We start from the raw sequence: 20,776 nt of genomic DNA, 5'->3' as shown, positions 1-20,776 counted from the left end.
GGCGGCACATCGCCGCGGACGCGCTCAGTGGGCGGGGCCCGGGCGGCCCGGGTCGGAGGCGCGGTCGCCGCCGGGCCGGCGAGTGCCGGTCACCAGGAAGGGCGCCGGGTCGTCGGCCGGGTCCGGCACGGTGTCCAGCCAGCGCTGGAGCCCGGCCGGCTCCAGGCGCGCCATCTCGTCCAGGCAGTCCTGCCGGGCCTGGACCAGCAACGCCCGCCGGGCCGGGTCGGTGCAGCGGCCGAGGGCCTCGTGCGTGGTGCGCCAGGCCCGGCACAGCTGGGTCAGGTCCGGGGGACCCGGCGGCAGCTGCGGGTGCCGCGGCCGGCGCACCCGCCCGCCGCCGGGCCGGACCGCCGCACGCACCAGCGCCCGGTGCCACACCCGCAGGCCGTGACCGGTCGCGGTGAGCACCATCACCAGCGCCAGGCCCGCCTGGCCCAGGCTGGTCAGGGCACCCACCACCGTGACCGCGACCAGGCCCGCGCACCCGACCAGCCGGGTCCGGGGCCACGTCCGGCCGCACGGCTCCGGCCGGAGCGCCAGCGCCAGGGCCGTGCCGCCCGCGGCGGCCAGGGCCGTGCCCACCACGCCCGCCGGCCCCACCACCAGCGTCGCCCCCAGCACGGACACCGCCACGGTGCCGGCGGTCAGCGCCGCCCACACCGCGCCGGCCGCCCGCCACGCCACCCGCCACGCCCTGCTCGTCCAGCTCATCGCCGCTCCGTCGTCCCCACCGGGCGGGCCGCTGCTGGACCTGGCGTCGCCGGACGCCCCCGGTTGCTGCCGGCGGCCTACCCCGACCGGGCACGGATCAGTGCAGCCGTCGGCGCGTCGCCGCCACCTCCACCGTCCCGGCTTCCTGTACAGAAAGTGGAGCGCTTTCTGTACAGAAAGTGGAGCGCTTTCTGTACAGGAAGTGGAGCGCTTTCTGTACAGGGAGCGCGAGGGGTCGCCGCCAGGGGGTGCGCGGGAGACGGGCAGGTGACCCACAGCCGGTCCGCAGGTGGCTCACCGGCTGCACCGGGACCGTGATGCCCGTGCAGCGCCCCTCCCCGTCCCTCCTGCCGTGGGCGGCCACCGCGGCCCGCCTGCTGCTCGGCGTGGTGTTCCTGGTGGCCGGGGCGCTGAAGGTGCCGGACCCGGCGGCGGCCGAGCGGGCGGTGCGCGCCTACCAGCTGCTGCCCGAGGCGCTGGTGCCGCTCGCCGCGTTCGGCCTGCCGGTGCTCGAGGTGGCCGTCGGGCTCGCGCTGCTGGTCGGCGTCGCGGTGCGGGCGGCCGCGCTGGGCGCGGCTGTGCTGCTCGTCGTGTACCTGGCCGCCATCGTGTCGGCCTGGGCGCGCGGGCTGCAGATCGACTGCGGCTGCTTCAGCAGCGGGGGCACGGTGGCGCAGGGGCAGACCGCCTACCCCTGGGACGTCGCCCGCGACCTCGCGCTGCTGGCCGTCGCCGCCGCACTCGCGCGGTGGCCCCGGTCCCGGCTGGCCCTCGGCGGCCGCGACCTGCCCACCGCAGCACCCACCCGGACGGAGACCTCGCGTGCCCACTGACCACCGGCCCCTCAGCGGACGGGCCGCCGCCCAGCAGCGCATCGCCGCCCGCCGGGCCGCCGAGAGCGCCGCCCGGCAGGCCGCCGAGCGCCGGCACCGGCAGCTCGTCGGGGCGGTGGTGACCGCGGTCCTGCTCGTCGTCGCCGTGGTCGTGGTGGTGGCGGTGCAGTCCAGCCGCACCTCGACCGCCGCCGACGCGGCCACGCCGGCCGGCACCACCGGCGGGTACGCCTTCGCCGTCGGGCAGGCCGACGCCCCGGTGACCGTCCAGCTGTACGAGGACTACCAGTGCCCCAACTGCAAGGCCTTCGAGGACGCCGCCGGCAGCACCCTGGAGCAGCTGGTCGCCGCCGGCACCGTGCGGGTCGAGTACCACGGCATGGCGTTCCTGGACACCTCGGGCAACGACCGGTACTCCACCCGGGCACTGAACGCCGCCGCGGTCGTGGCCAGCACCGCCGGCACCGACGCCCTGGAGCGGTTCCACGACCTGCTCTACGCGAACCAGCCCGCCGAGGGCGGGTCCGGGCTGACCGACGAGCAGCTGGTGTCCTACGCCCAGCAGGCCGGCGCGACCGGTGCCACGGTGTCCCGGCAGATCACCGACCTGACCTACGGCGACTGGGTCGCCGGGGCCACCGAGCAGGCCAGCAAGGACGGCGTCACCGGGACGCCGACGGTGTTCGTGGACGGGGAGCGGCTGGGCGACCTGTCCGCGGCCGGGGTCACCGCCGCGGTCACCGCCGCCCAGGCGGGCTGACCGGGAGTCGGCGGGTCCGCCCGGCCACCGGTACCGGCTCGGGCATCATGCCCACGACCGAGCCGCCAGGCCCGGACCCGGGGGTGGTGGACGTCGAGCGAGGACGACGACGCGCGATCGGGTGGGTCACCTGGACCACGGCTGCCGTTGCCGGTGCCGTCGCCGTCGAGGCGGCGGTCGGGGCCGCGCGGTACGTCCGGGGGTTCCCCGACGGCACGAGACCCTGCGAGTTGGTCGAGGCGTGCACCGAGGCACAGGTCGTCGACGCGCTCAGCGCAGCCTGGTGGACGACCGGCACGGCGCTGGCGGTCGCCGTCGCCGCCCTGTTCGCCGGCGCCTGGTCGCTGTCGTCCTCGCCGGTCGAGCGCCCGCTCCGACCCAGGTCGGCCACCGCCCAGGCCGTGGCCACGGGAGTCGCCGGCGCGCTCGTCTGCTTCGTCGGCAGTGCCGGACTGCTGTTCGCCCTGTTCGCCTCCGCACAGATGCTCGGCGTGGCGTTCACCGTGCTGGGGCTGCTCCAGGCAGTCGTCGTGCACGGCGTGGACAGCAACTGGGGGCCGGGCAGCAGCTCGCCTCGCCGGTCGTGGCTGACGGCGATGGCGAGCAGCACGGCGGCCACCGTGGCCCTCACCGCGGTGGCGACCCGGCTGACCGCTCCGGTCGACGGGTGGTGGCTGGCCGTGGCGATCGACGCGCTGGTGCTCGCCGGTGCAGTGCTGGCCTTGCGGCTGACCGCCGGCCGGTCGGTGCGCGTGATCGCGGCCGGGGCTCTCTGCGTCGGCCTGCTCACGGCTGCCTGCGCGGCCTGGCTCGTCACCGGCCTCGTCCCGGACCCGGTCACCGTGCGGTGGCCGGCAGGCCCCGTGGCGCGACCCCCGTCGCAGCCCGATCCGGAACCCGTCCCGCCACCGTCGACCCCTGCGCCGGCACCGGCCACGTCACCGCCCCCCCGGCCCGTCGTCCTGGCCGACGTGCCTTGCGACCCGGCCGTCCTGTCCTTCCTCGTCCCCGGTTTCGACGGCGCGATGGGCGCCCGTGCCGCCTCGGTGCAGGCCACCAACACCGGGGACCGGGCGTGCTGGGTGGAGGGGGCGCCGGTGGTGACGCTGCTCCAGGGCGGCACGCCACTGCAGCTGACCGTCACCCCGGCGACCGACCCCTCGGGTGGCCCGGCGGTGGCCGGGCGGATCGGGCTGGCCCCGGGCGACCGGGCTGTGGTCCCGCTGTCCTGGCGCACCTACGGCGGCTGGGCGGACGACGAGACGCCGCAGTCGCTCACGGTCGCCCTCGTCGCGGGCGCGCCCCCGGTCGACGTCCCGTTCTTCGCCACGTACGGGCCCGCGCCGTTCGACATCGCCGACGGCGGTGCCTGGCAGGTCGGTGCCTGGGCCCTGCCGTCGGCCTGATCGGCGGAGGACACTCGACCTCATGACCACCTCGACGCTCAGCCGCGCCCGCACCCGCCTGCCCTCCGCCGTCCCGGTGGCGGTCGGTCTGGCGGTCGGCTTCGGGGTCGCGCAGTCGACCGGCAACCGCGCGCTGGGCGGGGTGGTGTTCGCCGCGGGCGGGCTGGTCGCGGGCTGGCTGTGGCGGGAGCGGCGCGGCACCGCCGTCGCGGCCGGGCTGGGCGTGGCCTACGTGGCGGCCTTCGTGCTCGCCCACGTGCTCGCCATCGCCGTCGGCTGGTCGGCGTGGCTGGCGGTGACCGTGGTCACCCTCGCCGCCGCCGCCCTGTCCTCCTGGGTGGCAGACCGGTCACAGACCACCGTGCGGGGCCGCTGAGCGCCTACCATGGGAGGGTCGCCGGTCGGCGATCCTCGGCGTTGACGGCGCCGACCCCTTTCGAACCCCGCTCTGAGGTGCCTCTGCATGCCCACTCGCGACGACCTGCGCAACGTGGCGATCATCGCCCACGTCGACCACGGGAAGACGACCCTCGTCGACGCCCTGCTGCGACAGGCGGGCGCTCTCGGCCGGTCCAAGGGCGAGGGAACCGACAACGACTCCACCCAGGACCGGGTCATGGACTCCATGGACCTGGAGCGTGAGCGCGGCATCACCATCCTGGCCAAGAACACCGCGATCCACCTGTCCGACGACGAGGGCAACCCCGTCATCGTGAACATCGTCGACACCCCCGGCCACGCCGACTTCGGTGGCGAGGTCGAGCGCGCGCTGTCCATGGTCGACGGCGTCGTGCTGCTCGTGGACGCCTCCGAGGGCCCGCTGCCGCAGACCCGCTTCGTGCTGCGCAAGGCGCTGGCCAAGGGGATGCCGGTCATCCTCGCGGTGAACAAGACCGACCGGCAGGACGCGCGCATCGAGGAGGTCGTCGACGAGACCTACGAGCTCTTCCTCGAGCTGCTCGAGGACGCCGGCCTGCCCGCCGAGACCCTCGAGTTCCCGATCGTCTACTGCAACGGCCGCACCGGCCAGGCGTCGCTGAACAAGCCGGAGAACGGCACCGTCCCAGACAGCCCGGACCTCGGCCCGCTGGTCCGCACGCTGCTGGACACCGTGCCGGCCCCGGTCTACGACGCCGAGGAGCCGCTGCGCGCGCAGGTCACCAACCTCGACGCCTCGCCCTACCTCGGCCGCCTGGCGCTGCTGCGCATCCACTCCGGTGAGATGAAGAACGGCCAGCAGGTCGCCTGGTGCAAGGCCGACGGCACCATCACCCGCACGAAGATCACCGAGCTGCTGGTCACCGAGGGCCTCACCCGCACCTCGGCCGACAGCGCCGGCCCGGGTGACCTGATCGCCGTCGCCGGCATCGAGGACATCATGATCGGCGACACCCTCGCCGACCCGAACGACCCGCGCCCGCTGCCGGCGATCACCGTCGACGAGCCGTCGATCTCGATCACCATCGGCATCAACACCAGCCCGATCTCCGGCCGCTCCGGCAAGAAGCTCACCGCGCGGCTGATCAAGAACCGCCTCGACCAGGAGCTGGTCGGCAACGTCTCGGTGCGCATGCTGCCCACCGAGCGTCCCGACACCTGGGAGATGCAGGGCCGCGGCGAGCTGGCACTGGCCATCCTGGTGGAGCAGCTGCGCCGCGAGGAGTTCGAGCTGACCGTCGGCCGCCCGCAGGTGGTCACCAAGACCATCGACGGCAAGCTGCACGAGCCGGTCGAGCGGGTCACCATCGACACCCCCGGCGACTACGTCGGCACCCTCACCCAGGCCCTCGCCGTCCGCCGCGGCCGGCTGGAGAACCTGGTGCACCACGACACCGGCTGGGCGCGGATGGAGTACATCGTCCCCTCCCGCGGCCTGATCGGGTTCCGCACCGAGTTCCTCACCGAGACCCGCGGCACCGGCGTGCTCAACCACAACCTGGAGGGCTACGAGCCCTGGCTCGGCGACATGCGCGCCCGGCCCACCGGCTCGCTGGTGGCCGACCGTCAGGGCGTGGCGACCACGTACTCGATGTTCTCGCTGCAGGAGCGCGGCTCGATGCTGGTCAACCCGGGCACCGAGGTCTACGAGGGCATGATCGTCGGTGAGAACTCCCGTCCGGACGACATGGACGTGAACATCACCAAGGAGAAGAAGCTCACCAACATGCGCAAGTCCACCTCCGAGGAGCTGGAGCGCCTGATCCCGCCGCGCATCCTCAACCTGGAGCAGGCGCTGGAGTTCTGCGCCGAGGACGAGTGCGTGGAGGTCACCCCGGCCACCGTGCGCGTGCGGAAGGTCGTGCTGGACCAGACCGAGCGCGGCAAGAGCAAGAACCGCAAGCCCAAGCCGGTCTGAAGAAGGACCCGGCTGCCCGCCACGACGCGCTCCGCGCGCCGCGGGTCCCTGCAGCCGGGCCGTTCCACGACGGTTCCGTCGCCGCCCTCGTCACCTCTCGGTGACGGGGGCGTCGTCGTCCCCGGGCGGGTGCCAGCCGGCGGCGGCGGAGTCCCGGGCTGCGTCGGGGTCGTCGCCGAAGCCGGCGAAGGCCGCGGCGGACATCGCGGGCAGGTGCGCGTCCAGGGCCTCGCGGGGCAGCACGCCGCCGATCACCAGCGCCACCAGGCCGTGGGTCATCGCCCAGAGCTGCAGCGCCGCGCCCGCGGGGTCGACGTCGGTGGAGAACCGGCCGGCCACCCGCGCCCGCTCGACCGCCTGCACCAGGACGCCGAGTGCCGCGTCGGCAGCGGCCGCGTCGTCCAGCTCGCTGCGGTCGTCGAACATCGCCCGGTAGAGCGCCGGGTGGGCCAGCGCGTTGGCCACGTAGGCGGTGCCGAACGCCATCACGTCACGCACCGGGTCCGCCGTCCGCGGCGCCGTGGCCAGCCGCCGGGCCAGGTGGGTGAACCCCTGCTGCCGCACCGCGCGCCACAGGCCGGGCATGCCGCCGAAGTGGGTGTAGACCGCCATCGTCGACGTGCCGGCCGCCGCGGCCACCGCACGCAAGCTCACCGGACCGGTGCCGGCGAGGAGCTCGGCGGCCCGCTCGACGAGCTCGTCACGGACGCGGGGATCAGCGGGGCGAGGCACTGGACGAGCATACATGGCACTGCTATAACAGTGCTATGTCCATCGAGCTGATCAACCCCGCCGGCCTGCCCAGCCCCGACGTGTACGTGCAGATGGCCGTGGCCACCGGCACCCGCACCCTCTACCTCTCCGGCCAGGTCGCCCGGGACGCCGACGGCCGGCCGGTCGGCACCGGCGACCTCGCCGCCCAGGTCGCCCAGGCGTTCCGCAACGTCGACACCGCGCTCCGGGCTGCCGGCGGCACCTTCGACGACGTCGCCCGGCTGGCCGTCTACGTCGTCGACTGGACCCCGGACAAGCTGGCCGACCTCGGTGCCGGTGTCCAGGCGGTCGCCGGGGAGCTCAGCGGCAGCCCGGTCCGGCCCATCACGCTGATCGGCGTGGCGGCGCTGGGTGAGCCCGACCTGCTCGTCGAGGTCGAGGCGACGGCCGTCCTGCCCTGACCCGGCCGGCCCGGGTGGTCCCGGGCCCCGGTGGTGACGCGGTCGTCACCTGGTCGTGACGGGGCCGTCGTCGTCCTGCGCTTGCATGCTGCGATGACCTCGATCGCCGACCGTCCCGTCGGTCGCGCCACCCGGCACGCCGGGCCCGACCACCTGGTGCTCAGCGAGCACCCGGTGTTCCGCCGCTTCTGGTACGCCACCGGCTTCGCGGCCGCCGTCGACACGGGCCCGGTGAAGCGGACCGTGCTGGGGGTCGACCTCGTGCTCTGGCGGCCGGAGTCGACCGCGCCGGTGAGCGTGGCCCTGGACCGCTGCGCCCACCGGGACGCCCCGCTGTCGCGCGGCTGGGTCGCCGACTGCCACCTGGTCTGCCCGTACCACGGCTGGGAGTGGGACGCCGACGGCCGCACCCAGCGCATCCCGCAGACCCCGGGTGCGCCGCTGCCCACCAAGAGCGGCCTGACGATGGTCGCCAGCCAGGAGCGGTACGGCATGGTCTGGGTCTGCCTGGCCACCGAGGCCGAGGGCGGGCCGATCACCGGCGTCCCGGAGGTGCCGCAGTACGGCGCGCCGGGCTGGCGTGCCGTGCCGGAGTACGAGTGGCCCTTCGCCTGCACCGCCATGCACCTGCTGGAGAACAACCTCGACCCCGGCCACGTCGCCTTCGTGCACCGCAACACCTTCGGTGACATCGACCGGCCCGAGGTCACCGACACCGTGGTCACCCGGGAGCCGTACGGGCTGTCCAGCTACGGGGAGATCCCGGTCGGGGGCCGGCCCGGCGAGGTGGGGACGACGCTGCGGTGCACCGTCTCCCAGCTGCACCTGCCGTTCTCCGCGCACATCCACATCACCTACCCCGACGGGCTGCAGCACGTGATGGTCAAGGCGATCACCCCGGTGGACGACCGGACGTGCCTGCTCACCCAGACGGTGCTGCGCACCGACACCGAGGCCGACCGCCCGGCCGCGGACATCCTGGCCTTCGACGACGAGGTGGAGGCCGAGGACCGCGACCTGCTGGAGTCGCTGCCGGCCGACTTCCCGCTGGCGCCGCACCTGAACGCGCACGCCGCGGCGGACCGCAACTCCCTGGCGATCCGACGGCTCTGGACCGACCTGGTCACCGGCCGCTGGACACCGCCGGCCGGATGACCGTGTCGGCTTCGTGACCTGCAGTGAGGACGAGCCGTTCCCTCACGCGCCACACGCGCCACGCCGGTCCCGTGTCGCGGGCGGCGCGCCCGGCCCCCTAGCTTCTGCTGCAGGGACCTCGGGTGTGCTGTCGCCGCGTGCGACGGAGCGCCGGAGGACCGGGGGAGGGCCGGCGGACCGGCCCGTGAGAACGAGAGCGAGAGGCGGTGCGGCGTGCCCGTGGACCTTGGTCGGGGATCGTGGACGGCGCAGGAGTTCCGTGAGGGGATCGACGTCCGGGTCAGCGTGCGCGCCGACGCGGGCACCGGCGCCGCGCTGGACGGCGCCTGGTGGCCGCGCACGCGCGACCTGGCGGTGGAGGTCCCCGAGCTGATCGCCGCGCTGGACCGGCGCGGCATCGAGGTCGAGCGGTTCACCTACGCCATGGACGCCTGGACGCCGGCGCCGCGCAAGGTGGTGGTGCGCGGGCGGACGGTGCGCACCGGTGGTTTCTCCGCGATGGACCCGCAGGTGGTGTGCCTGACCGTCAACGGCGGCTCCCGCCGGCTGGACCTCGTCGTCGTCCCGCCGGAGGCCGACGCGCTGACCGGCGCCCGGGCGCTGCGGATCAGCACCCGCCCCGGCCCGCGTTCGCCGCTGCTCGTGCTGGCCGCGGCCGGCTGCCCGCCGGTGCCGCAGGTCGCCCGGCTCCAGGCCGTCCGCGCCAGCTGACGGACCCCCCGCGGGGCTCTGCCCCTCCCGCGGACGTGGCCGCCGAGCACGTGGCCCTTCCCGCGGAAGTGGCCGCTGGGTGCGGCCCTTCCCGCGGAAGTGGCCGCCGCGCTCGTGGCCCTTCCCGCGGAAGTGGCCGCTGGGTGTGGCCCTTCCCGCGGAAGTGGCCGCCGCGCTCGTGGCCCTTCCCGCGGAAGTGGCCGCTGGGTGTGGCCCTTTCCGCGGGAGTGGCCGGACTCATGGGGTGTTGCGCCGTCGGCGTACCGGCTGGACCGTGGCGGTCGGCTCCGGTTCAGTCGGGCGGGTGACCTCCCGTCTGCTCGTGCTCGGTGGTACCCACTTCCTCGGCGTGCACGTGGTCGAGGCGGCCCTGGCTCGCGGCCACGAGGTCGCCACGTTCAGCCGCGGGGTGTCCGGGGCGCCGCCGCCGGGTGCCCGAGCGCTGCACGGTGACCGGGACGACCCCGCCGCGCTGCCCGCCGCGCTGGACGGCTGGACGCCGGACCTGGTCGTGGACACCTCCGCCCAGACGCGGGCGGCCGCGGACAACGCGGCCGCGGTGCTGGGCGGCGTCTCTGGCTACGCGTTCACCAGCAGCCTCAACGCCTACCGCACCTGGCCGCCGGGGCCGGTGCCGGACGAGCAGTCGCCCACCTGGGACACCCCGGACGACGAGTACGGGCCGGTCAAGGCGCACGCCGAACGGGTGCTCGCGGCAGCGCTGCCCGGGCGGTTCCTCACCGCCCGCGCCGGGCTGGTCGTCGGCCCCCACGACCGGCTGTACCGGCTCGGCTGGTGGCTGGACCGGATCGCGGCAGGCGGCCGGGTCGTCGTCCCGGATGCCCTGGACCAGCCGATCGCGCTGGTCGACGCCCGCGACCTGGCGGGCTGGCTGGTGCAGGCCGCCGAGCGCGGGCTCGCCGGGCCGGTCAACGCCACCGGCCCGGCCGGGATGACCACGCTCGGCGGGCTGCTGGACACCTGCCGCACGGTGACCGGGTCCGACGCGGAGTGGGTGCCGGTGCCGGAGGACGACCTGCTGGCCGCGGGCGTCCAGGAGTGGGTGCACCTGCCGCTCTGGCTGCGCGCCGAGACCGCGCGCACCGCCTGGGACGTCGGCACGGCGCGGGCCCGGGAGCTGGGGCTCCCGTCCCGGCCGCTGGGCGACACGGTGGCCGACACGTGGGCGTGGCAGCGGTCCGCACCGCGGCCGACCCCCCCGGCCGGCCGGCCGCTGCCCGGGCTCCCGGCCGACCTGGAGGCCCGCCTGCTCGCCGGCTGAGCGCGGGGCCGGCGCCGCGGGGCCGGCGATGCGGGGTCAGCGATGCGGGGTCAGCGCCGCCGGGCGCGCAGCACCTCGTCGGCCCGGCGCTGGCCCTCGCCGCCACCCGGGCGGGGCTGCTGCTCGGCCAGCAGCACCTCCCACACCTGCGGGTCCAGGTCGGCGGCCACCTCGCTGGCGGCGGCGAACCGGTCGGCGCCCCAGACCGCGGCGGCATCGGCGTCGAAGGGGTGGCCGACCCAGAGCAGCGTGCCGCCGGGCGCCACCGACGCAGCCAGCCGGGCCAGCACCCGGTGTCGCTGCGGCTCGGTGGGGTGCAGGAAGTGGGCGGTCACCAGGTCGTGGGTGTCCGCCGGCGGCTGCCAGGTGTCGACGTCGCCGCGGACCCACTCCACCCGGTCGGCCAGGCCGGCCGCGGCGGCGTGCTCCGCGGCGCGGGCCAGCGCGACCTGCGACCAGTCCAGGCCGGTCACCCGCCAGCCCTGCCCGGCCAGCCACAGCACGTCGCCGCCCTCGCCGCAGCCGACGTCCAGGGCGTGGCCCGGGGTCAGCCCGGCGGTGTGGGTCACCAGCGTCGCGTTGACCTGCCCGCTCCACAGCGCCGGGGCGCCGCCATAGCGCTCCTCCCAGGAGGCCAGGTCGCTGCCAGTGCCGCCGGGACGGTCCTCCGGCGCGGTCCCGTGCCCGTGCTCGTGCCGGTGCCCCTGCTCGTGGGTCGACATGGTCGCCCTCCTCAGTTCCCGTGCCGGCGGCCGCCGGGCACCAGGTCGCGCGGTCCCGCCCCGGCGGGGGAGGGGGACGCCCGGTGGGCGGCCACCGCGAGCCGGGTGTCCTCGGCGATCAGGTCGGCGTTGAGCGCCGCCGCGGCCTCCAGCCCCGCGGCGGCCGAGACGACCACCTGGGCGCGGGGGTCGGTGACGTTGCCGGCCACCCAGACGCCGGGCACCGTCGTCGCCCCGGCCGGGCCGCTGGGCACGACCCGGCCGAGCACCTGCCCGCCCATCTCCTGGTCGACCGCGGCGAGCCCCAGGGACTCGAGCACCGCCGACCGGGCGGTGAACCGGGACAGCACCACCAGTGCTGTCCGCGGCACGACCTGCCCGGAGGCCAGCCGTACCCCGGACAGCCGGCCGCCGTCGGTCTCCAGGCCGGCCACCTCGCCGGTGACCACGCTGATGCCGCGGGCGGCCAGCGCCTCCCGCTCGTCGTCGGAGGGCTCGGGCCCGGTGTGCAGGAAGAGCGTCACGTCGGCGGTCCACTGCCGCCACATCTGGGCCTGCAGCACCCCGAACGGGCTGGTGGAGAGCACGCCGACCGGCTGGTCGCGCACCTCCCAGCCGTGGCAGTACGGGCAGTGCAGGACGTCGGTGCCCCACAGCTCGGCCACGCCGGGCACCTCGGGCAGCTCGTCGACGAGGCCGGTGGTGACCAGCAGCCGGCGGGCCCGCACGCGGCGGCCGTCGGCCAGGTCGACGACGAACCCGTCGCCGTCCGGTGCGGCGGCCACGGCCTCGCCGGACTCCAGGTGGGCGCCGTACCCGGCGACCTCCGCCCGGCCGATCGCCAGCAGCTCACCCGGCGCCGTGCCCTCCCGGGCCAGGTAGTTGTGCACCTGGCCGGCCGGTGCGTTCCGCGGCCGGCCGGCGTCCAGCACCAGGACCGACCGGCGGGCGCGGGACAGTGCCAGGGCGCCGCCCAGCCCGGCCGCGCCGCCACCGACCACCACCACGTCGTACTGCTGCTCCACGGTCGTTCCTCCACTCCTGCGGCGGGTCCCCGTCGCTCCACGAGGGTGGCCCGCACGAGCAACTACTGGCAACATTCGTTGCCGTTGTGGCAAGCTCCCCCCGTGGACGACGACCTGGACGGCGTGCTCGAGGGCGTGGGCCCACGACTGCGGGCCCTGCGCCGGCAGCAGGACGCGACCCTGGCCGAGCTGTCGGCCACCACCGGCATCTCGGTGAGCACCCTGTCCCGGCTGGAGTCCGGGCAGCGCCGGCCCACCCTGGAGCTGCTGCTGCCGCTGTCCCGGGCGTACCGGGTGCCGCTGGACGAGCTGGTCGGCGCACCGTCGGTGGCCGACCCGCGGGTGCAGGCCCGGCCGGTCACCCGCAACGGCATGACGATGTGGCCGCTGAGCCGCCGTCCCGGTGGGGTGCAGGCCTACCGGGCGCTGTTCCCGCCGGGCGTGCCGGCCGGTGAGCCGGAGCAGCGCTCGCACGAGGGCTACGAGTGGATGTACGTGCTCGACGGCCGGCTGCGGCTGCTGCTCGGCGAGCACGACCTCGACCTGCGGCCCGGTGAGGTGGTGGAGTTCGACACCCACGTGCCGCACTGGTTCGGCAACGTCGGCGACCGGCCGGCGGAGGTGCTGATGCTGTTCGGCCCGCAGGGCGAGCGGATGCACGTGCGCGCCCGGCCCGCCGGGAGCTGACCGGTCAGCCGGCCCGCAGCACGTCGGAGCGGATGGTGAGCAGGGCGATCACCCCGCCGGAGGCCAGCACGGCGGCGCACAGGGTCATGCCGAGCGCGTACCCGGACGTGAGGGCGTCCGGGTCGGCGTAGTCGGCCCCGGAGAGCCCGACGGCCACCGGCAGTGCGGCCACCGCCAGCAGCTGCGCGGCGCGGGCGGCGGCGTTGTTGACCCCGCTCGCCACGCCGACCAGGTGGTCGGGCGCGGCGCTGAGCACGGTCGCGGTGAGCGGCGTCGCCACCAGCGCCATCCCCAGCCCGAACAGCAGCACCCCCGGCAGGACGCCGGTGAGGTAGCCGCTGCCGGCGTCCACCCGGCTCAGCAGCAGCAACCCGCTGCCGGCCACCAGCGGCCCGACCGTCATCGGCCACCGGGGCCCGATCCGCTGGGCCAGGGCGCCGCTGGAGGAGGAGAGCAGCGAGATGACGGCGATCCCCGGCACGGTGGCCGCCCCGGCCGCGGTCGCGTCGTAGCCCAGCACGGTCTGCAGCTGCAGCACGAGGAAGAAGGAGAACCCACCGAGTGCGCCGTAGACGGCCAGCGTGCTCAGGTTGGCCCCGCTGAACTGCCGGTCGGTGAAGACGCCCAGCGGCAGCATCGGGTCCGCGGCCCGCCGCTCGCGCAGCACGAACCCGACCGCGGCGCCGACGCCCACCGCGGCGGTACCCCAGACCGCCGTCCCGGTGCCGTCGCCGGCGGTGATCAGGGCGTAGGTCGTGCCACCCAGCGCCAGCGCCGCGAGCACCGCGCCGAGCACGTCGAAGCGGCCGTGGTGGGCGGGGTCGCGGCTCTCCGGCACGTGCCGGGCCGACACCCACACCACCGCCGCGGCCAGCGGGACGTTGACCAGGAAGACCAGCCGCCAGCTCACCGAGTCGATGAGGAAGCCGCCGACGAACGGCCCACCGAGGCTGGTCACCCCAGCCAGCGCCGACCACAGGCCGATCGCCCGGGCCCGGTCCTGCACGCGGAACGAGGCCTGGATGAGCGACAAGCTGCCCGGGGTCAGCAGCGCGCCGCCGATGCCCTGCAGCACGCGCGCCGCGACCAGCTGGCCGGTCGACTGGGCCAGCCCGCAGACGAGTGAGGCGACGGCGAACCAGACCACGCCGACGACGAACACCCGCCGCCGCCCGTACCGGTCACCGAGCGCGCCGCCGAGCAGGATCAGCGAGGCCAGCGACAGCGTGTAGCCGGTCACCGTCCACTGCAGGCCGGACAGCGACGAGTCCAGCTCGGTGCCGATCGCCGGCAGGGCGACGTTCACCGCCGTCGAGTCCAGGAACGCCATCGCCGAGGCGAGCACGGTCGCGGCCAGCACCCAGCGGCCGCGGGCCGTGCCCAGGGCCACCGGGTCGCCGGCGGTCACCCGTCGGCCTGCGCGCGCGACGGCTCGTCCTGCAGCGCGTCGACCAGGTCGGCCCGGGCCCGGGCCACCCGGGAGCGGATGGTGCCGACCGGGCAGCCGGCGACGGCGGCCGCCTCGGCGTAGGGCAGCCCGAGCAGCTGGGTGAGCACGAAGGCCTCGCGGCGCTCGGCCGGCAGCCGGGACAGCAGGTCGGCGGCGGCCACCACCTGGCCCACCTGGTCCGGCCCGGTGCCGCCGCTGCCCGGCGACGCCGCGGCCTCCAGCGACACGGCGTCCGGGACGAGGGTGAGCGGCCTGCGCCGCCGGGCCCGCAGCGCGTCGGCGCAGGTGTGCCGGGTGACGGTGAGCAGCCAGGTGCGCACCGAGGAGCGGCCCTCGAAGCGGTGCAGCGAGGTCAGGGCCCGCAGGAAGCTCTCCTGGGCGAGGTCGTCGGCGGAGTCCCGGTCGACGAGGTGGGCGCACAGCCGCCAGACGTCGTGCTGGGTCGCCCGCACCAGCGCGCCGGCGGCCACCGGGTCACCGGCGGCGGCCGCCGCGGCGGTGCGGGCCAGCTCGTCGCGGACGTCCACGCTGCCATCTTCCGCTGTGACGGCGGTGACGGGTGCCCCGCCACCGCGCGTCCCGGCTCAGTCGCCGGTGAGGTCGACCCAGGAGCCGTCCGGACTGCGCAACTGGGCACGGGTCAGCTCACCGACCATGCCCGAGTGCAGTGCCACCTCGACCTCGGTGCCGTCACCGAGCCGGGCGGTCAGCGTCCTCTCCCCGTAGACGACTCGGGTCGCGTCGACCTCCACGCCGTCGACGAACAACCGGGCCCTGTTGACGACGGAGAGCTTGCGGTCGAACTCCAGCTCGACGCGGTGGCCGAGCAGGTCTGCTCCGTGGCGCGACACCGTGGACACGAGTGCTCCTCCCGAGAGGTTACGTTCCTGCGAGTAACGTAATCGGTGGCCGCGCCGGCCGCCAGGGGAGTGGAGGACCGGATGGCCAGACCCCGTGACCCCGCGGTCGACCGGGCGGTCGTCGAGGCGTGCGTGGAGCTGCTGGACGAGGTCGGCCGGGCCGGCCTGAGCCGGGCGGCCATCGCCCAGCGGGCCGGGGTCGGCGCCCCGACCCTCAACCGGCGCTTCGGCAGCGTGGAGGAGGTGCTGGTGGCCGTGGCGAGCTCCCGGCCCGCGCAGCCACCGCTGCCGGCGGACGTCGACTCCCTGCGCGGCCACCTCGTCGCCCAGCTCACCCGCACGGCCCGCGCCTTCGCCGCCGGCGGGGTCCGCCGACCGGCCGCCGAGCTGCTCGCCGCCGCGGCGGGGGACGACCGCGTGCAGCAGGCCCTGCAGGAGACGCTCGCCGAGGTGCGCGCCGAGGGCCTGCGGTGGGTCGAGCGCGCCCGCGCCGCCGGCGAGGTCCGGGCGGACGTGGACGGCGAGACGGTGCTGGACCTGGTCACCGGGGCCGCGTACTACCGGCTGCTCTGGCGGGGTGAGGTGCTCACCGAGGACGAGGTCGAACCGCTGGTCGACGCGGTGCTCCGCGGCCTGCGCTGAGGCGCAGCGCGGCGTGGCGCACCGCACACCCGGCGCCGGGAACCAGCCGGCCGCCGGGCACGACTGATTCAGCATGTCGTGTGCACCGTTCCGCGAGGCGCTGTCGGCTCGGCTCGACGGCGAGGACCCGGGTCTGCCCGTCGCCGAGCTGGACGCCCACCTGGCCCACTGCGACGGCTGTGCGCCGTGGGCCGAGCGGGCGGCGCTGGTCACCCGGCGGGCCCGGGTCGCCCCGGTCACGGTCACCCCGGACCTCACCCACGCGGTGCTGAGCGCCCTGCCCGCGCGGCTGCCGGCAGCACGACAGGGCTCCGGCCGGCTGGCCGACCGGGTGCTGCGTGCCGCGCTGGTGCTGCTCGCCGTGGCCCAGGGCGTGCTCGCCTGGCCGTCGCTGGTGCACGGCGTGGACGACATGAGCGCCCCCGCGCACGTGGCGCACGAGACCGGGGCCTGGAACGCGGCGCTGGCCGTGGCGTTCCTCGCCGTCGCGGCCGCCCCGCGGCTGGCCGCCGGTGCGCTGCCGCTGCTGGGCAGCTTCGTCGCGGTGCTGACCGTGGTGACGGTGCGCGACCTGGCCGCCGGCCGGGTGGACGCCGACCGCGCGCTCACCCACGTGCTGCTGCTGACCGGGCTGCTGCTGGTCGGGCTGGTGGCCTGGCGCGGCCGCTCGCGCGGGGTCGACCGGCCGGCCCTGGTGCGCCGTCGAGCCGCCGCGTGAGGCGCCTGGTCGCGCTGCCGCTGCTCCTGCTCGCCCTGCTGGGCCTGGCCGGCGCGGTCGACGTCGGCACCGCCCGGCCCGCCTCCGCGCACGCGGTGCTGGCGGACACCACCCCGGCCGCGGACGCCCGGCTGGACGTGGCGCCCACCATCGTCGAGCTGCGGTTCAGCGAGGCGGTGTCGCTGGGGGCCGGCTACGCCCGGGTGCTGGCCGCCGGCGGGGACCGGGTGGACACCGGCTCGGCCGCCGTGGCCGGCGACGTGCTGACCGTGCCGCTGCGCACCGGCCTGTCCGAGGGCAGCTACGTGGTCACCTGGCGGGTGGTCTCCGCCGACTCCCACCCGGTGTCGGGTGCCTACGCCTTCGTGGTCGGCGACGCCGAGCTCGTCCCGGCCGACGCCGCCGCCTCGGGCAGCGGCACCGACGCCGCGGTCGCCGTCGCGCTCCCGGCCGCCCGGACGCTGGGCTACGCCGGGCTGGCGGCCGGCATCGGCGTCCCGGTGCTGCTGGCGCTCTGCTGGCCGGGGGGCTGGGCGCTGGCGCGGCTGCGCCGGCTGGCCACCGCGGGCGCGGCCGGGGTGGCGGTCGCGGCGCTGGCCTCGTTCCTGCTCCAGGGCCCGTACGCGGCCGGGGCCGGCCTCGGGTCGCTGCTGGACCCGGCCCTGCTGGACAGCACCGCATCCTCCGCCTACGGCGCCACCCTGCTGCTGCGGGCGCTGCTGGCCCTGATGCTCGCCGCCCTGCTGGCCACGGTCCGGCTGCCCCCCGGCCGGCCGGCACTGGTGGGGGGGGCGGTGCTCGCCACCGGCCTGGTGCTCACCACGGCCGCGGTCGGGCACCCGGTCGCCGGGGCGGGCACCGGCCTCGCGGTCGCCGCCGCGGTCGTGCACGTCGCGGCGATGGTGGTCTGGCTGGGCGGGCTGGCCGGCCTGCTGGTCGCGCTGCTGCGGCCCGGCGTCCCGGTGGCCGAGCTGCGGGAGGCGCTGCCCCGGTTCTCCCGGCTGGCGTTCGGCGCGGTCTCCGCGCTCGTGGTCAGCGGCGTCGTGCAGTCGGTGCGGGAGGTCGGGTCGCTCGGCGCCCTGGTGTCCACCTCCTACGGCTGGCTGCTGGTCGCCAAGCTGGCCCTGGTCGCCGTGGTGCTCGCCGCCGCCGGGGTCAGCCGGGTCTGGGTGCAGCAGCACGTGGGCGCCCTCGCCGGGCGCCGGGTGGTCGGCCACGTCACCGCGCACGCCTTCGCCGCCACCCCCGGGCCGCAGGAGCGGGTGGACGCCGCAGAGCTCGACACGGCACCGTTCCGGCGCTCGGTCCTGGTGGAGGCGGCGGTCGCGGCCGTGGTGCTCGCGGTCTCCGCGGTGCTGGTCGGCACCGCCCCGGCCGCCGACGCCGCGGGCCGGCCGGTCGACGTCACGCTGCCGCTGCAGTCGTCGGCGGGCAGCACCGGCAACGGCAGCGTCGGCCTCACGCTGGACCCGGCCAGCCCCGGCCCCACCGCGATGCACATCTACCTGCTCGACGAGTCCGGCCGGCTGGTGCAGCCCCGGGACATCGCCGTCGACCTGCGCGAGCCGGCCCAGCAGATCGGCCCGCTGGCCGCCGAGCTGGAGCCCAGCGGCCCCGGTCACTGGACCGGGGTCGACGTCGCGTTCCCCACCGCCGGCAACTGGACGGTCACCGTCACCGTCCGCCTGGACCAGTTCACCGCGGTCACCGCCAGCACCGTCGTCGCCGTCCGGTGACCGGTCACCGGACCACCCGCCGCACCCACCTCACCCTCAGGAGAACCGTGTCCCCGCACCGCCCGACCGCCCGTCTCGGCGTCGTCGCCCTCGCCGCCGCCACCGCACTGGTGGGCGGCGCCGGCGTCGCCTCCGCCCACGTCACCGTGTCCTCCCCGGACGCCGTGGCCGAGGGCTACGGCAAGCTCGTGTTCCGGGTGCCCAACGAGAGCGACACGGCCAGCACGGTCTCCCTGCAGATCCAGCTGCCCACCTCCGACCCGCTGGCCTCGGTGAGCATCGAGCCCGTCCCCGGCTGGACGGCGACCGCCACCGACACCCCGCTGGACCCGCCGGTCACCACCCGGGACGGCGACACGCTGAGCTCCGCGGTGTCGGTGGTCTCGTTCACGGCCGATCCGGGCGGCGGCATCGCGCCGGGGCAGTTCCAGGAGTTCGCGCTGTCCGCCGGCCCCTTCCCGGACACCGACACGATGACGTTCAACGTCGTGCAGACCTACAGCGACGGCACCGAGGCGGCCTGGATCGAGCCGACCGTCGAGGGCCAGGAGGAGCCGGAGAGCCCCGCGCCGGTGCTCACCCTGGGCGCCGCCGGGGACGGGCACGGCGGGACGGCGTCCAGCACACCGGCCGCCGCCGCCACCCCCGCCGCGGACGGCGACGACACCACCGCCACCGTCGCCCTGGTGCTGGGTGGCCTGGGCCTGGTCGCCGGGCTGGCCGGGCTCGCCCTCGGCTGGAGCGGGCGCCGACGTACCGTGGGCTCGTGACCCGCTCCGCCCGCCCCGCCACCGGTCGCCGCCCCGTCGTCGGTCGCTGCGCCGCCCTGCTGCTCACCGCGGGGGTGCTGCTCGCCGGCTGCAGCTCCGGTGCCGAGGAGCACGACCACGGCAGCGACGCCGCGGCGGCCACGGTGTCCGGCCCGGACAGCCCCTACGACGGCCTGTACCTGCAGACGCCGTACCAGAAGCCGGAGTTCACGCTCACCGACCGCACCGGCGCCCCCTACGACTTCGGGACGGCGACCGCGGGCGCGCCCACGCTGCTGTTCTTCGGGTACACCAATTGCCCCGACGTCTGCCCGACCACGATGGCCGACGTCGCCACCGCGCTGCGCACCGTCGACCCGGCCGTCGCCCAGCAGGTGCGGGTCGTGTTCGTCACCACCGACCCCGCGCAGGACACCCCGGAGGTGCTGGGGGAGTACCTGGACCGGTTCGACCGCGACCTGGCCGTGGACTTCGTCGGGCTGACCGGTGACCAGGCTCAGATCGACCAGGCCCAGCTCGCTGCCGGCGTCCCGCTCGCCGAGGACATGGGTCGCCAGCACTCCTCGCTGCTGCTGCTGTACGGAGCCGACGGCGAGGCCGACGTGGCCTTCGACGCCGGCAACACCGCGCGCGACATCGCCCACGACCTCACCGTCGTCGCCGGCGCATGACCCGGGCGGTCGGCCGTCCCGCCGTCCGGCTGGGGGTGCTGCTGCTGGCCGTGCTGGCCGTCCTCGCCCTGGCCGGCCCGGCGTCGGCGCACGTGGGCGGGGGAGCCGCCGGCAGCGACTACGACGGCCGGGTCACCTCGGTGAGCCCTGAGGTGCCCGGGCTGCGGGTGCGGGCGCTGCAGTTCGGCGACCAGCTCGAGGTGGTGACCAGCGGCCGGGACGTCGAGGTGCCCGGCTACTCCGGTGAGCCCTACCTGCGGATCGGCCCGGACGGCGTCTGGCGCAACACCCGCAGCCCCGCCACCTACCTCAACCTGGACGCCGAGGGCCGGACGCCGCTGCCCCCGCAGGCCGACCCGGACGCCCCGCCGGAGTGGGAGCAGGTGTCCACCGCGGCCACCTACGTCTGGCACGACCACCGCACGCACTGGATGAGCTCCGAGCTGCCCCCGCAGGTGCGCGCCGACCCCACCGCCGAGCACACCGTCATCGACTGGACCGTGCCGATGACCGTCGACGGCGCCCCGGTCACCGTGGCCGGCCGGCTCACCTGGGAGCCCCCGCCCCCGGGGTGGCTGGTCTGGCCGCTGTACGCCGCGCTGGCCCTGGCCGGGGTGCTCGCCGGTGCCCGGGCCCGCACCCCGCGGCCGCTGGGGCTGGTGCTGCTGGCCGGCGGCGTGGCGTCCGTGGTGCACGCCGCCGGCACCCCGGAGCCCGCCGTGTCGGTGTCCTCCTGGCCCGGGGCGCTGGCCGGCGCGCTGCTGCCGGCGCTGGTCGTGCTCGCGGTGGCGGTGCTGGGCTGGCGGGCGTCCCGGCGCGGGCGCGGGGTGATGACCGGCCTGCTGGCCGTCGTCGTCGGGTGGCTGATGCTGGTGCAGGGCATCCCGGACGTCGACGCGCTGTGGACGGCGAACCTGCTCGGCACCACGCCCGCGGCGGTGACCCGGGCGGCGGTCGCGGTGCTGGTCGGCCTGGGCCTGGGGTCGGTGATGGGCGGCGTGCTGGCGGTCCGCCGCTTCCGCGACCCGGCCCAGCCGGTGGTCGCCGCGGCGGGCGCCCCTCCCACCACCTGACCGGCGTCACCGGCCGTCCACCTGGGTGCG

23 protein-coding genes are annotated in these 20,776 nt (G+C 76.3%); 16 read left to right on the top strand and 7 right to left on the bottom strand.

Annotation, left to right across the window (positions count from 1 at the left end):
* Positions 1-24: 24 nt before the first annotated feature.
* On the bottom strand, positions 25-714 hold the full coding sequence (locus G1H19_RS08330; protein ID WP_152729885.1) for a histidine phosphatase family protein: 690 nt from the start codon (positions 712-714) through the stop codon (positions 25-27).
* Positions 715-1,037: 323 nt separating this feature from the next.
* Between G1H19_RS08330 and G1H19_RS08325 the strand changes: the two genes are divergently transcribed.
* From G1H19_RS08325 to typA, 5 genes are all read left to right on the top strand, one after another.
* Positions 1,038-1,547 carry a MauE/DoxX family redox-associated membrane protein gene (locus G1H19_RS08325; RefSeq protein ID WP_235928062.1) on the top strand — a complete coding sequence of 170 codons (510 nt, stop codon included), beginning with the start codon at positions 1,038-1,040 and terminating at the stop codon, positions 1,545-1,547.
* Complete coding sequence (locus G1H19_RS08320) at positions 1,537-2,307, top strand: DsbA family protein (RefSeq protein WP_162392741.1); 771 nt, start codon at positions 1,537-1,539, stop codon at positions 2,305-2,307. The genes G1H19_RS08325 and G1H19_RS08320 overlap by 11 nt, the downstream gene beginning before the upstream one ends.
* A 47-nt stretch (positions 2,308-2,354) precedes the next feature.
* Positions 2,355-3,713: a DUF4232 domain-containing protein gene (locus G1H19_RS08315; protein ID WP_152729883.1), complete on the top strand. Its 1,359-nt coding sequence runs from the start codon at positions 2,355-2,357 to the stop codon at positions 3,711-3,713.
* Positions 3,714-3,735: 22 nt separating this feature from the next.
* Positions 3,736-4,089 (top strand): hypothetical protein, encoded by a 354-nt coding sequence (locus G1H19_RS08310; protein ID WP_152729882.1) that lies wholly within the window; start codon positions 3,736-3,738, stop codon positions 4,087-4,089.
* Positions 4,090-4,176: 87 nt separating this feature from the next.
* Positions 4,177-6,069, top strand: coding sequence for a translational GTPase TypA (typA, locus tag G1H19_RS08305; RefSeq protein WP_152729881.1), 1,893 nt, complete (start codon positions 4,177-4,179; stop codon positions 6,067-6,069).
* Positions 6,070-6,159: 90 nt separating this feature from the next.
* Here typA and G1H19_RS08300 read toward each other — a convergent pair whose 3' ends face one another.
* Positions 6,160-6,801, bottom strand: coding sequence for a TetR/AcrR family transcriptional regulator (locus tag G1H19_RS08300; RefSeq protein WP_174278001.1), 642 nt, complete (start codon positions 6,799-6,801; stop codon positions 6,160-6,162).
* Between the two features lie 35 nt (positions 6,802-6,836).
* Between G1H19_RS08300 and G1H19_RS08295 the strand changes: the two genes are divergently transcribed.
* The 4 genes from G1H19_RS08295 (at position 6,837) to G1H19_RS08280 (ending at position 10,392) form a co-directional block, all read left to right on the top strand.
* Positions 6,837-7,244: a RidA family protein gene (locus tag G1H19_RS08295; protein ID WP_152729879.1), complete on the top strand. Its 408-nt coding sequence runs from the start codon at positions 6,837-6,839 to the stop codon at positions 7,242-7,244.
* Positions 7,245-7,337: 93 nt separating this feature from the next.
* Positions 7,338-8,399, top strand: coding sequence for a Rieske 2Fe-2S domain-containing protein (locus tag G1H19_RS08290; protein ID WP_152729878.1), 1,062 nt, complete (start codon positions 7,338-7,340; stop codon positions 8,397-8,399).
* Positions 8,400-8,612: 213 nt separating this feature from the next.
* A complete protein-coding gene (locus G1H19_RS08285; RefSeq protein ID WP_235928061.1) occupies positions 8,613-9,110 on the top strand; it encodes a DUF5994 family protein in 498 nt (165 codons plus the stop codon).
* Between the two features lie 304 nt (positions 9,111-9,414).
* Positions 9,415-10,392 (top strand): NAD-dependent epimerase/dehydratase family protein, encoded by a 978-nt coding sequence (locus G1H19_RS08280; RefSeq protein WP_162392740.1) that lies wholly within the window; start codon positions 9,415-9,417, stop codon positions 10,390-10,392.
* Positions 10,393-10,442: 50 nt separating this feature from the next.
* Here G1H19_RS08280 and G1H19_RS08275 read toward each other — a convergent pair whose 3' ends face one another.
* Both G1H19_RS08275 and G1H19_RS08270 read right to left on the bottom strand, forming a co-directional pair.
* Positions 10,443-11,114 (bottom strand): class I SAM-dependent methyltransferase, encoded by a 672-nt coding sequence (locus tag G1H19_RS08275; protein ID WP_152729877.1) that lies wholly within the window; start codon positions 11,112-11,114, stop codon positions 10,443-10,445.
* 11 nt (positions 11,115-11,125) lie between these two features.
* On the bottom strand, positions 11,126-12,139 hold the full coding sequence (locus tag G1H19_RS08270; protein WP_162392739.1) for an NAD(P)/FAD-dependent oxidoreductase: 1,014 nt from the start codon (positions 12,137-12,139) through the stop codon (positions 11,126-11,128).
* A 102-nt stretch (positions 12,140-12,241) separates the two neighbouring features.
* Between G1H19_RS08270 and G1H19_RS08265 the strand changes: the two genes are divergently transcribed.
* Positions 12,242-12,826, top strand: coding sequence for a helix-turn-helix domain-containing protein (locus G1H19_RS08265; protein WP_162392738.1), 585 nt, complete (start codon positions 12,242-12,244; stop codon positions 12,824-12,826).
* Between the two features lie 4 nt (positions 12,827-12,830).
* Here the strand turns inward: G1H19_RS08265 and G1H19_RS08260 are convergent, their stop codons facing one another.
* Genes G1H19_RS08260 through G1H19_RS08250 form a run of 3 tightly spaced genes read right to left on the bottom strand, consistent with a single transcriptional unit; the run spans position 12,831 to position 15,136 of the window.
* Positions 12,831-14,234 (bottom strand): MFS transporter, encoded by a 1,404-nt coding sequence (locus G1H19_RS08260; RefSeq protein WP_235928060.1) that lies wholly within the window; start codon positions 14,232-14,234, stop codon positions 12,831-12,833.
* The gene (locus tag G1H19_RS08255) at positions 14,231-14,803 is read right to left on the bottom strand and encodes a sigma-70 family RNA polymerase sigma factor (protein WP_162392737.1); all 573 of its coding nucleotides are present in this window, start codon (positions 14,801-14,803) and stop codon (positions 14,231-14,233) included. Before G1H19_RS08255 ends, G1H19_RS08260 begins: the two co-directional genes overlap by 4 nt.
* A 57-nt stretch (positions 14,804-14,860) precedes the next feature.
* Positions 14,861-15,136 carry a hypothetical protein gene (locus tag G1H19_RS08250; RefSeq protein ID WP_152729875.1) on the bottom strand — a complete coding sequence of 92 codons (276 nt, stop codon included), beginning with the start codon at positions 15,134-15,136 and terminating at the stop codon, positions 14,861-14,863.
* 81 nt (positions 15,137-15,217) lie between these two features.
* Between G1H19_RS08250 and G1H19_RS08245 the strand changes: the two genes are divergently transcribed.
* The 6 genes from G1H19_RS08245 (at position 15,218) to G1H19_RS08220 (ending at position 20,746) form a co-directional block, all read left to right on the top strand.
* Positions 15,218-15,778, top strand: coding sequence for a TetR/AcrR family transcriptional regulator (locus G1H19_RS08245; protein ID WP_152729874.1), 561 nt, complete (start codon positions 15,218-15,220; stop codon positions 15,776-15,778).
* A gap of 73 nt (positions 15,779-15,851) precedes the next feature.
* Positions 15,852-16,496 (top strand): zf-HC2 domain-containing protein, encoded by a 645-nt coding sequence (locus tag G1H19_RS08240; protein ID WP_152729873.1) that lies wholly within the window; start codon positions 15,852-15,854, stop codon positions 16,494-16,496.
* Positions 16,493-18,232, top strand: a complete 1,740-nt coding sequence (locus tag G1H19_RS08235; protein WP_162392736.1) for a copper resistance CopC/CopD family protein — start codon at positions 16,493-16,495, stop codon at positions 18,230-18,232. The genes G1H19_RS08240 and G1H19_RS08235 overlap by 4 nt, the downstream gene beginning before the upstream one ends.
* Positions 18,233-18,279: 47 nt before the next feature.
* Complete coding sequence (locus tag G1H19_RS08230; protein WP_162392735.1) at positions 18,280-19,002, top strand: YcnI family copper-binding membrane protein; 723 nt, start codon at positions 18,280-18,282, stop codon at positions 19,000-19,002.
* Positions 18,999-19,673, top strand: a complete 675-nt coding sequence (locus G1H19_RS08225; RefSeq protein WP_162392734.1) for an SCO family protein — start codon at positions 18,999-19,001, stop codon at positions 19,671-19,673. The genes G1H19_RS08230 and G1H19_RS08225 overlap by 4 nt, the downstream gene beginning before the upstream one ends.
* Positions 19,670-20,746 carry a hypothetical protein gene (locus tag G1H19_RS08220; RefSeq protein ID WP_152729870.1) on the top strand — a complete coding sequence of 359 codons (1,077 nt, stop codon included), beginning with the start codon at positions 19,670-19,672 and terminating at the stop codon, positions 20,744-20,746. The genes G1H19_RS08225 and G1H19_RS08220 overlap by 4 nt, the downstream gene beginning before the upstream one ends.
* Positions 20,747-20,776 lie beyond the last annotated feature (30 nt).

This window comes from Goekera deserti, from assembly GCF_010685995.1.
In the GTDB taxonomy this organism is placed as follows: Bacteria; Actinomycetota; Actinomycetes; order Mycobacteriales; family Geodermatophilaceae; genus Goekera; species Goekera deserti.
Note: the sequence above shows the minus strand (reverse complement) of the source record. Positions and strands in the feature narration are given on the sequence as shown.

Coding starts and splice junctions, on each gene's coding strand:
- typA (WP_152729881.1), top strand. CDS start 4,177: ATGCCCACTCGCGACGACCTGCGCAACGTGGCGATCATCGCCCACGTC.
- G1H19_RS08245 (WP_152729874.1), top strand. CDS start 15,218: ATGGCCAGACCCCGTGACCCCGCGGTCGACCGGGCGGTCGTCGAGGCG.
- G1H19_RS08290 (WP_152729878.1), top strand. CDS start 7,338: ATGACCTCGATCGCCGACCGTCCCGTCGGTCGCGCCACCCGGCACGCC.
- G1H19_RS08330 (WP_152729885.1), bottom strand. CDS start 714: ATGAGCTGGACGAGCAGGGCGTGGCGGGTGGCGTGGCGGGCGGCCGGC.
- G1H19_RS08315 (WP_152729883.1), top strand. CDS start 2,355: ATGCCCACGACCGAGCCGCCAGGCCCGGACCCGGGGGTGGTGGACGTC.
- G1H19_RS08275 (WP_152729877.1), bottom strand. CDS start 11,114: ATGTCGACCCACGAGCAGGGGCACCGGCACGAGCACGGGCACGGGACC.
- G1H19_RS08295 (WP_152729879.1), top strand. CDS start 6,837: ATGTCCATCGAGCTGATCAACCCCGCCGGCCTGCCCAGCCCCGACGTG.
- G1H19_RS08220 (WP_152729870.1), top strand. CDS start 19,670: ATGACCCGGGCGGTCGGCCGTCCCGCCGTCCGGCTGGGGGTGCTGCTG.
- G1H19_RS08240 (WP_152729873.1), top strand. CDS start 15,852: ATGTCGTGTGCACCGTTCCGCGAGGCGCTGTCGGCTCGGCTCGACGGC.
- G1H19_RS08310 (WP_152729882.1), top strand. CDS start 3,736: ATGACCACCTCGACGCTCAGCCGCGCCCGCACCCGCCTGCCCTCCGCC.